13 protein-coding genes are annotated in these 11,909 nt (G+C 45.8%); 9 read left to right on the top strand and 4 right to left on the bottom strand.

The window, feature by feature from the left end; translation table 11 throughout:
- Positions 1–224: 224 nt before the first annotated feature.
- The gene (locus tag BBA02S_RS18585; RefSeq protein WP_041101207.1) at positions 225–431 is read right to left on the bottom strand and encodes a hypothetical protein; all 207 of its coding nucleotides are present in this window, start codon (positions 429–431) and stop codon (positions 225–227) included.
- A 290-nt stretch (positions 432–721) separates the two neighbouring features.
- Here BBA02S_RS18585 and BBA02S_RS18590 point away from each other — a divergent pair, with 290 nt between their 5' ends.
- The 9 genes from BBA02S_RS18590 to BBA02S_RS18625 all read left to right on the top strand — a co-directional run bounded on the left by BBA02S_RS18590 (position 722) and on the right by BBA02S_RS18625 (position 8,093).
- The gene (locus tag BBA02S_RS18590) at positions 722–1,210 is read left to right on the top strand and encodes a DUF2243 domain-containing protein (protein ID WP_041101210.1); all 489 of its coding nucleotides are present in this window, start codon (positions 722–724) and stop codon (positions 1,208–1,210) included.
- On the top strand, positions 1,207–2,019 hold the full coding sequence (locus tag BBA02S_RS18595; protein WP_052477367.1) for a cytochrome c oxidase assembly protein: 813 nt from the start codon (positions 1,207–1,209) through the stop codon (positions 2,017–2,019). Before BBA02S_RS18590 ends, BBA02S_RS18595 begins: the two co-directional genes overlap by 4 nt.
- A gap of 150 nt (positions 2,020–2,169) precedes the next feature.
- The gene (locus BBA02S_RS18600; RefSeq protein ID WP_041114207.1) at positions 2,170–3,141 is read left to right on the top strand and encodes a cation diffusion facilitator family transporter; all 972 of its coding nucleotides are present in this window, start codon (positions 2,170–2,172) and stop codon (positions 3,139–3,141) included.
- A gap of 376 nt (positions 3,142–3,517) precedes the next feature.
- Positions 3,518–3,661 carry an FbpB family small basic protein gene (locus BBA02S_RS20415; protein WP_082028264.1) on the top strand — a complete coding sequence of 48 codons (144 nt, stop codon included), beginning with the start codon at positions 3,518–3,520 and terminating at the stop codon, positions 3,659–3,661.
- Between the two features lie 34 nt (positions 3,662–3,695).
- Entirely contained in the window at positions 3,696–4,142 is a 447-nt protein-coding gene (locus tag BBA02S_RS18605) for a hypothetical protein (RefSeq protein WP_041101214.1), read from the top strand.
- Positions 4,130–4,420, top strand: a complete 291-nt coding sequence (locus BBA02S_RS18610) for a YxcD family protein (RefSeq protein ID WP_041101216.1) — start codon at positions 4,130–4,132, stop codon at positions 4,418–4,420. Before BBA02S_RS18605 ends, BBA02S_RS18610 begins: the two co-directional genes overlap by 13 nt.
- A gap of 45 nt (positions 4,421–4,465) precedes the next feature.
- Entirely contained in the window at positions 4,466–5,422 is a 957-nt protein-coding gene (locus tag BBA02S_RS18615; protein ID WP_041101218.1) for an aminoimidazole riboside kinase, read from the top strand.
- A 170-nt stretch (positions 5,423–5,592) separates the two neighbouring features.
- Positions 5,593–6,447, top strand: coding sequence for an STAS domain-containing protein (locus BBA02S_RS18620; protein ID WP_041101220.1), 855 nt, complete (start codon positions 5,593–5,595; stop codon positions 6,445–6,447).
- Positions 6,448–6,539: 92 nt separating this feature from the next.
- A complete protein-coding gene (locus tag BBA02S_RS18625; protein WP_041101222.1) occupies positions 6,540–8,093 on the top strand; it encodes a bifunctional ADP-dependent NAD(P)H-hydrate dehydratase/NAD(P)H-hydrate epimerase in 1,554 nt (517 codons plus the stop codon).
- A gap of 59 nt (positions 8,094–8,152) precedes the next feature.
- Here BBA02S_RS18625 and BBA02S_RS18630 read toward each other — a convergent pair whose 3' ends face one another.
- From BBA02S_RS18630 to BBA02S_RS21185, 3 genes are all read right to left on the bottom strand, one after another.
- Positions 8,153–9,334 carry a YeeE/YedE family protein gene (locus tag BBA02S_RS18630; RefSeq protein WP_156136669.1) on the bottom strand — a complete coding sequence of 394 codons (1,182 nt, stop codon included), beginning with the start codon at positions 9,332–9,334 and terminating at the stop codon, positions 8,153–8,155.
- A gap of 253 nt (positions 9,335–9,587) precedes the next feature.
- The gene (locus BBA02S_RS18635; RefSeq protein WP_052477368.1) at positions 9,588–11,693 is read right to left on the bottom strand and encodes a molybdopterin oxidoreductase family protein; all 2,106 of its coding nucleotides are present in this window, start codon (positions 11,691–11,693) and stop codon (positions 9,588–9,590) included.
- A 16-nt stretch (positions 11,694–11,709) separates the two neighbouring features.
- Positions 11,710–11,909: hypothetical protein (locus BBA02S_RS21185; RefSeq protein ID WP_218011594.1), on the bottom strand; the 200-nt coding region annotated here is incomplete at its 5' end.

The raw sequence follows: 11,909 nt of genomic DNA on the forward strand, positions 1-11,909 counted from the left end.
CCATTCAATCAACAGGGTGTATAAAAAAAGAGGGCAGTCGTATAACCATACTTGTTTGAAGAGTATCGATCACTTACACATATTTGTATGATGTGTCCTGCTTTAGCGTCATGTACAGAAAGCAGAGACCAGCAGAAAGTGGTGACCCGCCATGTTTGGCAGAAGCACGCGGAGGAAGCCGATCATCTTCCGCATTCCATAAATAAAAAAGATTAGCCTAGCAGCTAATCTTTTTTATTTATGGAGTAGTAGCCTAATTTAGATAATAAGTACAAGGTGAAAATAACTATTAAAGTTTTTGATATTACATAACCATCAATAGCCAAGTCATACCCTTTAGGCATTAACGCCTTTGTATTAAAGGCAAAGTAAGTTGATATCGCCAAAGACAGAAAAATTAAAACGTAAGGTAAGATAGATTCATTTCGCATGAAAAGTCCGCCTTTCATTATATATTTAACAAATACTAACATTATTTCAAAAATATTAAAATAATAAATGTTGAACATTTATTATTCAATAACCATTCTTATATTTGATCTGAGGTACTTTTAGCAACAGGGAGTTGACGGGCTGTGCCCGCTTTTTTTTACACGTCCTTGACTCTCATCTGACAAATTGTCTTTTGTCATTGTAATCGATCATTTTGTTTGTAATTGGCTTATTTGTGGAAAGATGGGAATACATAACATCAATTTCAAAAGAATGGGAGGGGGATGTCATGGCTGCCAAAGTAGAGAGTGACAACGTGGATTCGCACCGTTCCGGCTATTTGTCCAAAAATGTGTGGTCGGGTTTTTTATTTGGCGTAGGTTTTATTGCCTTTTTTGATGAAGCGGTTTTCCATCAGCTGCTTCACTGGCATCATTTTTACGACAAGTCAACAACAGCGATGGGATTGGTTTCCGACGGTTTTTTCCATGCTTTTAGCTGGTTCGCGACAATCGGCGGTTTGTTTATGCTTGCCGATCTCCGCAGAAAGCAGGGGTTCTGGCCTGCCAGATGGTGGGGCGGTGTATTGCTTGGAGCTGGCGGATTTCAGCTATATGATGGGATCATTCAGCACAAGATGATGAGGATTCACCAAATTAGATATGTCGAAAACATTATCGTGTACGATATGATCTGGAATCTCACCGCTCTTGCCATGATCCTTGTCGGGGGAATCCTGCTGATGCGGACGCGGAACAAACGGGAGCGCCCCTCATGATGGGATCAGATATTTGCTACGCGGGAGAGCAGCTGTCCAAAGCGGCGCCGCAAGTGCTTTTGGCGCTCCCATTTCTCTTCGCCTTATGTCTATACCTAGCTGCTGTCGCTGTTTCTAACCGTTATCGAAGAAAGTGGCCTTACTTTCGCACAGCCTGCTGGGTAGCAGGGATTTCGCTGGTTTTGAGCTCGGTCACTGGGCCTCTTGCTGCCCGGGCGCATGTGGATTTTACAGCCCATATGGCCGGACACTTACTATTGGGGATGGCTGCACCGCTTCTTTTAGTGATGGCCGCGCCAGTCACTTTGATTTTGCGGACATTGCCGACAGGAGCAGCACGCACCCTTGCCCGTTTATTAAAAAGCAAGCCCATCCGGTTTCTGAGCGATCCTGCAGTGGCCGCTCTGCTGAACGTTGGCGGATTATGGGTTCTGTACACCACTGAGTTGTATCGTGCGATGCATGAATCCCTTTTTTTGCACCTCTTCATCCATTTTCATGTATTTTTAGCCGGCTACTTGTTCACTGCCGTCATCCTTTATATTGATCCAATTCCTCATCAAAAGAGCTTCCTATACCGAACGCTGGTCCTGATCCTTGCGCTCGCCGGACATGGGATATTATCCAAATACATTTATGCCCATCCGCCGGCCGGTGTGGCTGAAGCGCAAGCAAAAATGGGCGGGGTCTTCATGTATTATGGCGGTGATGCCATCGATATGATCCTTGTTTTTTTGCTTTGTTTGTATTGGTACCGTTCTGCCCGCCCGCGCAAGCCTTTGGGAGAAAGCGTTTCAAAGACTGTATAGCCTGGCAGCAGGAAAGTGACGCAAGCGCAATGATGGCGTCACTTTTTCTTTTTGCTGGAACAGATTCACGTTTTTATCATAGGCACTAGGGGGAATGAAATAAGAACAGACGAAAACAGAAAAAGCTTCTAGAAGAAAGGAGCGGACAAAGTGAAGGAATTCATAGGGTTATTAAAATCCGGCAGCAGGTCAGCTTTATGGGCGGCAGTAATAAATACCATCGTTGCACTGATTAAGACAGCTGCTTATTTAATCACGGGCAACGTCGCCATGTTTGCTGAAATGATGCACAGTTTTGGTGATGCCGCTAATCAGCTGTTTGTTTTTATCGGTTCCTCATTAAGTAAGAAGGAAGCGACAGAAAGGTTTCCAGGAGGGTTTGGCCGCTTAGTGAATTTAGTTCTGCTCGGCGCTGTGTTGATCGTGGGGGTATTGGCGTATGAAACAGTGGTTGAAGGCTTTCATCATATTTCCAGCCCGGTTCATTCCAAAGACTGGTTTTGGCTGAACATCGGCATTCTCGGAACCGCCGCTGTATTGGAGGCAACCGTTCTTTACAAGGCAATGAAAGAAATTACCGAGCATTTGCCTCAAGAAAAAGTAAAAGGGCTTAAAATTATTCCGGAAAGCTACAAACATGTGAAGAATGCCAAGCCAGCTACAAAACTTGTTTTTTTAGAGGATAATGTAGCTGTTGGCGGTGCTCTTCTCGCTGTGATGGCTATTATCCTGGCTGCCTACACGCCTTTTCATAGCGCTACCGGGTATGCTTCTATCGTCATCGGCCTAATGCTTATTCTGGTTGTCGGCCGGGTATTTCTAGATAACGCGGCAGGAGTACTGGGGGTGGCAGACGTTAAGCTGCAAGCAAAAATCGGCGCCCGGGTGCTGCAGCATCCTGAAATAAGGGACATTCAGGATTTGGACGTTATCAAGGAAGGGGATGATCTCCATATCGAGCTCTGCTTGGAGGTAGATCCCGAAATGAAGATCAAAGCAGCTGATGATATAAGAGACCATATTGAAGCGAGTATCAAGAACAGCATCACAAATGTCACGGATGTTATGATCGAATTCGATGAGGATGATCACGTTGCCACTTGGCGTGAGGGACCGCAATAACAGATGCTGTGCCATATGCACTTTATTGTGATTAGACATGAATGGTGTAGAGGAGCGAAATAGATAGAAAATTTAACAACTCTGCTGAAAAAACAAGCAGAAGTTAGCACTTGACGCCCCGCTGATCATAGATTATTATATTAGTATAAACTGAATATTCCTTTTAAGGGGAGTAGCTTTTACAGCAAAGTCGTCATTACAGAGCGGTCAGCTCTCGGCTTTGTTGGCAGCGATGAACGTTGTTAGCAAGACCTTACCAAACGGTATAGGTCTTTTTGTGCGATCAAAGCCTGTACCGCCATCCGGTACAGGCTTTTTTGTTTATCTGCTTATGGTTCTAAGCAGCAGGGAATCCATTGAATGAGGAGGGGAAAGCATGAAGAAAAAACGATTGGCTTTTCAGCAGCTAGTGGCCAAGAATAAAGAGGAATTGATGAAGGATGAAAAGATGATTGAAAAAATTGAAAAGAGGCTGGAAAGTAAATATACGAGCCGCATGGAAGATGAAAAAGCTGTTTAATTGATTGAAAAACAAAAAATGGAGGGTTTTTTATATGTTGAAAAAAATTATGGCATCACTTTTTATCTTTAGTCTATGTTTTGCGCCGATCAGCCATGTGTTTGACCACCAGCCGCAATCGGCAAGCGCCAAGTCCTATAAATCAGGGAAAAAATCTTATAATTCTCCTGCAGGGAGCAGCCCGTCTTTTTTAAAGAAGGACAAAGACCAGCAAGTGAATAAACAAAAATCAACGACAAAGGATTCAAAAAAATCAGCAGCCTCTAAATCAAACAAAGGCGGTCTTCTAAAAGGACTGTTTCTTGGCGGTGTAGCCGGCTTGCTGTTTGGCAGTCTGCTTGGCAACCTGGGGATTTTAGGATCGGTGCTTGGCTTTTTAATTAATATGATTGTTCTCGTGGCAATTGTGGTGCTCATCCGGAAGATTGTTGTTTCCTTGTTCAAAAATAAACGGAAGGATGATCATTCATGGAACAGATAAAGCTGCCTGAGCAAGATATTATTAATGCTCTTTGTTTATATGTTTCTGATAAAAAAGCCGTTTCACCCTATGAGGTGGAAATAGAGTTAATGTTCGACGACGATTACGGCTTTTCTGCTGAATCGCATGTTGCCGGGCGAAAGCAAATTTTAGTCACGGTGAATATTATTGAAGCGATTCGCTTTTGGCTGGATACGAAGCTCCAAATGGATCCATTTGCGGCTGGAATTGAGCTGGAGCTTGATGATGACGAAGGCATTATCGCCTGGATCAGGTAAGCCAAACGCCGTTGCACCTGTTTGGCTGAAAAGGAGAGATTCCTTATGAAAAACGGACTGATCACCCTTGGTGAAGCATTGATTGATTTCATTCCAGCTGACCCCGAAAATAGCACCTATATAAAAAGCCCAGGCGGTGCCCCAGCCAATGTGGCGGTTGGAGCCGCCCGCCTGGGAATGGAATCTATGTTCATCGGGAAGCTGGGAAGCGATGTGCTAGGCACTTTTTTGAAAAAAACGCTGGCTGCCTATCAGGTGGATACTACCTCTCTTATTTTCACAGATACTCATCGGACCGGCCTGGTGTTCGTTACTTTGGACAAAAAAGGAGAGCGCAGTTTCAGCTTTTACATCAAGGAAAGCGCCGATTTCTTTTTGGAGGAATCGGAGATAAGAGAAGAATGGTTTATTGCTAAAAAAATATTTCATTTCGGAACTATCTCGCTGTTAAGGGAGCCTGCCAGGAGGGCTACTCAAAAGGCGCTTGCTTATGCAAAGAAACATGGATTGATGGTTTCGTTCGACCCTAACGTTCGCCTGGCTCTCTGGGAAGATGAAGAGCTGCTTAAACAAACGATATTTACGATGATGTCAGAAGCAGACATATTAAAGCTGTCGGAAGAAGAACTCTTGTTTCTAACGGGAGGAACGAATACAGAAGCCATAAAGCAGTGGATAGACTGCTATGATCTTTCGCTTGTTTTGCTGACAAAGGGAGAGCATGGAAGCATCGTATTCACAAAAGCTGCTGTTGCCGAAATAGAGGCCTGGAAAGTGGAAACAGTTGATACGACGGGGGCTGGAGATGCCTTTATGTCGGGTTTATTGTACGGATTGAACGAGCGGAATGAAGCTATTTCTTCCATAACCTTGGACGAAGCCGCTAATATGGCCCGCTTCGCCTCGATATCGGGAGGATTGGCAGCTTCGCAAAAAGGAGCGATGGCAGCACTTCCCTCCTTGGAAGAGGTCAGGAAGATCATAAGAGAAAACAGAAGATAAAGGAAAAAACAAAAGCAACTGCTGGAAACAGGCGGTTGTTTTTTGTCTTTAAAAAAGTAATTAATTTGGAAATTGGAGTTATTATTTGAAAAAGTGATATGATTTATAGAGATGCATATAAGAAGATAGTGAATAGAGACCAAAATTTGAGTTCCAGGGGTGGAAGGGGTATGAAGACTATTGATTCCCAGCTTTATAAGTATTTAATAGATCATTCAACTGTAATTACAGAAGAATGGCTCGCTGCGAGAGAGAAAAAAAGCGGATCTGTCTATTCAGCAGATGCTGACCAGTCGATTGAACAATTGCTGCGAAAGCAAAATCAGTTAACGAACCTTACCGTTGCCAGCAGCCTTTTAGAAGAACAAGATACATTTGAAAAGCAAAAGAAGCAATGGGCGTTGGAAGTGGCAGAGAGCAGAGTGGCCAGCAATACGCCTATTCATGAAGTACAGGATGCCCTGCGTGCAGCAAGAGAAGCCTATTGGCATTTTGTAGAGAAGTTTGTGAAGTTAAATAAGAGCAAAGTGACTCATGAAGATATTCTAAAATGGGGAGTTGTCATTCACAAGGCGTTTGATGAGCTGAATATTAAATTTTCCGAGATGTATTTCGATATTATGATGAACCGGCTTTCAGCCCAGCAAAGTCTTATTGAGGAGCTTGGTTCTCCTGTTATTCCTATCACCTCTTCCAAAGGTATCCTGCCCCTGGTCGGCGATATTGATACGATGCGCGCCAAAAGCATTTTGGAACAAATACCAAAGAAGTGTGTCGAAGCGGGAATTTCCCATTTATTCATTGATTTATCCGGCGTATCGATTATCGATACAATGGTGGCCCAGCAAATTTTTCAAATTATTCAAGTGTTGAACTTATTAGGTATCAAATCCACAATGACGGGCATTCGGCCCGAGATTGCCCAGACAGCGGTGCAATTAGGCATTGATTTCTCCGAGATAGAGTCCTTCAGTTCCTTGCAGCAAATACTTGGCAAGTATTCTCCGGAAGAGTTTGCTGAATGATGAATGGTTGAAAAAGTACAGGTTTCACTTGTGATACTGAGCAATAAGGGAGCCTGCTTATTTTTTTATTGGGCAATAAAGGGGGGAATCAAATGTTGATAGCTGGACAAACAGATATGCAAAGGATGGACCGATATACGATGGAGCAGCTTGGACTGCCCGGCGTCGTTTTAATGGAAAATGCCGGCGCAAAAGTGGTGGAAGAGCTCCTCGCCGCCTCTGCTAGTAAACAGCCGAAGGTGATTGTGCTGGCCGGAGGAGGGAACAATGGCGGAGACGGCTTTGTTATTGCTCGCCGGCTGTGCGACTTAGGGGTGAAAACGCTTCTTTGCCTGCTTGTTGCCCCGGAACGGATTAGCGGCGATGCTAAAGTTCACTTGGATGTCTACATAAAGCGAGAGTTGCCGATTTTTTATTTTTGCGAGCAGAAAAGGGAAGAGCTTTACAACTATCTGGAGCGTGCTGACATTATCGTCGATGCGCTGCTTGGAACAGGTATAAACGGGCCGGTCCGAGAGCCTTTTCGCCAAGTGATTTCGATGGTCAATGAACAGGCGGACAAGAAGCTGATTTTGTCTGTAGACATTCCTTCCGGTCTAAATAGCGATAGCGGGAAAGCGGAAGGAATAGCTGTTCAAGCCTCAGAGACAGTCAGTTTCGTGTTTCCTAAACGCGGCTTTTTCTTGCAGGACGGTCCCAGCTATATCGGGGAGTGGAAAGCGGTCGATATTTCTGTTCCTCCTTCAGCTGCGGCAGCTCTCGGCCTTTCACTGCCGCAGCTGATAACGGAGCAGCTCGCTAAAGAAGCTGTGCCGGCACGTCCGCCGCATGGCCATAAGGGCACATTTGGACATGTTCTTGTAGCTGGAGGGTCCCGCCAGTATGTGGGCGCTCCCATTTTTTCAGCGAAATCCGCTCTGCATAGCGGAGCAGGTCTGGTTACCATGGCTGTGCCTGAGAGTATTTACCCGCTGATTACGGCCCAGCATCCGGAAGTGTTGTTTTTGCCGTTGACAGAAAAAGAAGGACGCTTTTCTGAGCAAGCAGTCAGCGAATTAGCTCCGAGCCTTCATAAATTTGACAGCGTGGCCGTCGGTCCCGGAATGAGCCGGTTTGCCGGCGGCGATAAATGGATGAAAGGCCTTCTGGATTCCTTGCACGGCCAGCCGGTTGTCATAGATGCGGATGCGTTATATTTGATTAAAGACGAACTGGAGATGTTGCACCAATATGAGGGAGAGGTTATTTTGACGCCTCATCCCGGAGAAATGGCTGCTTTACTGAAGAAAACGGTGCAAGAGGTAGAGGAAGACCGATTGACGATCTCTAGAGATTTTGCTAAAGAGCATCAGATTTATGTATTGCTGAAAGGGCACCGCTCAGTGATGGCTACACCAAGCGGAGAAGTGTATGTCAATCCGCACGGCAATAGTTCGCTTGGAAAAGGCGGAAGCGGAGATGTGCTGACAGGAATGATTGCTTCTTTTCTAGCCCAAGGAGCCCAGCCGGTCGCTGCCCTGATTGCGGCCAGTTATTTGCATGCCAGAGCGGGCGAGGAGAGGGCTGCCTTCTTATCTCATTATGGTGTTATGCCTTTTGATATTATCGAGGGGGTGTGCCATCTTCTGCAGGAGATGGAAAAGTGAAAACAGCAGAAATGAAGAAAGGTGTCCCAAAGTGAAATTTTGGAACACCTTTCTTTTGCTTAACAAAACGTATCGGAGGATTTCGGGTTTTTCAACCCGAAGAGCGGGCGGATAAATAAAGCTGCGTAAGTACCCAGCATAGCCATAACCATCCATACCCAGCCGTGAAGGCTGAAGGAGGCGATTCCGCCGAAATAGGCTCCGATATTACAACCGAAAGAGAGACGGGCGCCATAGCCCATTAATAGTCCGCCAATAATAGCAGCTGCTGCCACTTTCGGCTGAATTTTTTTCGGCTTGAATGTCCCCTGAAACGCCGCAGAAATAAAAGCCCCTAAAATAATTCCAAAGTTCATGACACTTGTAGAATCTGCCAAAACAGTTTGTGTAAGGGCCTCCCCGTTAGCACCCGAGAAAAAGCCCCAGCTTGATACGTCTATACCCATAGCCATAAGCGCTTTTCCGCCCCAAAGAGCAAAGGCGGAAGTAATGCCCCACGGATTTCCTCTAACAGTTAATGTTAATGCGTTTAACAAGGCCAGCACAACAGCGGCGGTGATTAACGGCCAAGAGCCCCGGAATACTTTCTTCCAGCCGGCAGTCGTCGGCAGGGGTTTCATCATTGGCGGGTTTTTCTTCCTGGCAATTTGCACGGTTATCCAATAAATTGCGGCAAAAAGAATCAATTGAACAATGAGCGCGCCGAAGTAGCCAAGCCCTGTTGATTCAGCTAAAGAAATCGGCGGAAGAGATGGCGTCTCTTCCATCCAGAATGTAAAGTGGTAAGCACCAAGAACAGATCCGGCAATAAAAGCAAGAAGCGTTAAAACCATTGAAGATGCCCCGCCGCCTACCTGATATAACGTTCCTGAAGCACAGCCATTACCAAGCTGCATTCCAATTCCGAAGATAAATGAACCAAAAATCAAGCTTGTGCCTACTGGAGAGACATAGCCGGCGGGAGTGACACCCGTAAAGCTGAAGCCTGTTCCCAGTATAAGCGCAAATAACGCCGAAGCCACAGCTAACATAATCATGTGTGCCTGCAGTCCTTGAACGTTGCCGACAGACATTAGCCGGCGGAAGGCAGAGGTAAAGCCGAACCGGGCATACAGCAGCGTCACTCCTAAGGCAAGCCCAATGGCGAATAAAACGCCTTGAGTCCAATTAGCCGTTTGAACAATAGCGGCAAAAAGAAGAATAGCTATAATAATCCCGGCAGCAGCCTGTGGCTTTTGCATCGGATTCAGCCGGGTAACAACCGTTGTAGAACGATAACCTCGGCTCGCCGGTGTTGATAAAGTTGTTTGCGGCAATTAAAACACCTCTTATCCCATTAAAATAGTTGGTATTATATTTATCATACCTCTTTTTGATGAAAAAATAAAGCGCCATGTGCAAGAAAGAGAGGAAGCTGGCCAGCAGCCTGATCTCTGCAAAAGAGTATTCCGGCTAAATAAGGCATAAAAAAAGACCGCTGGAAAGCCAGCGATCTCAAATGGTCGGCAGCTGTGCATTTTTCCTGCGGACCGTTCTGCCAGTCTCTTTATTATCGATTACTTGCTTTATTGCTTCCACTTGCACACGTCCAGAGAAAAATACAGCTCCGCCTCCCATATCCGCTAGCCGGTCAGGAGTGAGGGAATTGACCAGACGTTTTTCGCCTGGCTCATCTGACCAAAGCCCTTGGCTCACCACTACGCCCGGAAGAACATGGTCGCCTGCGACAGCGGTTAATTGACATTCTCCGCGGTGATTCCAGAGGCGCACTGTAGTGCCGTTTTCGACGCCTAAACGGCCGGCATCTTCGTGATTGATAAATAGCTTTGGTGTTTTTTCGAGCTTTCTATGTTTCTCATTATGAGAAAATGTAGAGTTTAAAAAGTTATGGTTCGGTCCGGGCACAAACAGGAATGGGAAATCCTTCTCTTCTGCTAATGGCATGTGCGTCGGCAACGCTGGATGACCATCTATTTTCATTTTTTCGGAATACAGCTCAATTTTGCCGCTTGGCGTTTTTAAGCTGTTAAGCGGTACACGTGTATTGGTCGCCTTGACAAAGCGCTTGTTTGTAAGCTCTTCGTATGTGATGACAGGGAAGTGGGGATTGGCTTTATGATTGATAGCTTGTTCGATTAATTGCTCATCGGTGTCTTTCAATGCTTGTTCTTCAAAGCCCATAGCCTGCGCCAGCAGCCGGAAGACATCAGGATTCGATTTACTTTCTCCGTAAGGCGGAATGACAGGCTCCTGGAGCTGGAGATAGTTATGCCAATAAGATGTATATAAATCTGTATTTTCAAAGGCGGAGGTAGCCGGAAGAACAATATCGGCAAACTGGGCTGTTTCGGTTAAGAACAGATCATGCACAACTGTAAATAAATCTTCCCGTGCTAAGCCCGCTCTCACTTTATTAGAATCCGGCGCTACAACAGCGGGATTCGTATTATAGACAAACAATGAACGGATGGGCGGCTCCAGCTCAAGCAAGGCCTTTCCTAGATGATTCATGTTGATGATCCGTGTCGGCTGCGCCAACAGCTCCGGCCGCTGCAGAGCCCTCGTGTTATAAGCTAAATAACCGGAGTTTGATTTAAGGGCGCCGCCGCCTTTTTTCCGCCATTGGCCTGTCAAGGCGGGCAAGCAAGCGATGGTGCGGACAATCATCCCGCCATTGTCGTGGTGCTGCAGGCCGTTTCCGATGCGGATCATGGAAGGGGAAGCTGTTCCATATAAACGAGCCAGCTTGTAGATGTCTTCAACAGGGACACCGGTTAAAGCAGAAACGGTCTGAGGCTCGTAAGCTTTCACCTGCTCTTCCAGCTCCTTGAAGCCGACTGTATATTCTTCCAGAAATGACTGATCGACAAGCTTTTCTTTATAGAGAATGTGCATAACACCAAGAGCAAGGGCGCCGTCTGTGCCGGGAAGAATGGGGATAAACCAATCGGCCATTCGTCCAGTCTGGTTTTTGTGAACATCAATGACAACGATTTTTGCTCCGTTTTTCCGTGCTTTTTGAGCAATCATCATTTGATGCATATTTGTGCTGACAGCATTGATGCCCCAGAGGATAAATAGCTTGGTTTCCGACATTTCTTCAGGGTCTGTCCCAAAGCTCCCGCCCATCGTATAGCTGAAGCCGACTGAGCCGGCAACAGAACAAATAGTTTGATCAAGCCGGCTGGCCCCGAGGCGATGAAAAAAGCGCCGGTCCATTCCTTCCGCGCTCAGCTTTCCCATGTTCCCATAAAAGCTGTACGGGAGGATGGATTCGGCCCCTTCCTCTGCCAGTAGTTTTTTCCAGCGGGAGGAAATAGTTTCGATCGCTTCGTCCCAGCTGATCGGAGCGAATGCTCCTTCGCCTTTTTGGCCGATTCGCTTTAACGGTGTTTTGAGTCTTTTATGGTCATATAAGCGTTCGCTCATATTTCTCACCTTGTTGCAAATGCTTCCTTGCGTTACGGGATGGTCAGGATCGCCTTCGATCTGAACAATTTTCCCGTCTTTTTTATGTACAAGCAGCCCGCACTGGTCCGGACAGTCAAGTGAACAAACTGAAGGCACTGTTCCATTTTGGATATTAATATATGATTGCATGTTCAGCATCCTCTCCTCACAAAAATTGCTTCATCGCTTTTATCATAGCAAATAAATAGTAAGAACGTTCGGAAAATATTTCTATCTTCTGCTCGCTAACCGTCGGGCTTTCAGTAGTTTCTAAATAATGGATGAAGAAAAAACTATTGACACTTCCCGCAGGGCGTGTCATAATCCTAGTAAATTTATATGAATCTGAAAATAGTGAATAAACTC

This window comes from Bacillus badius NBRC 15713 (assembly GCF_001591605.1).
Classification (GTDB): Bacteria; Bacillota; Bacilli; order Bacillales; family Domibacillaceae; genus Pseudobacillus; species Pseudobacillus badius.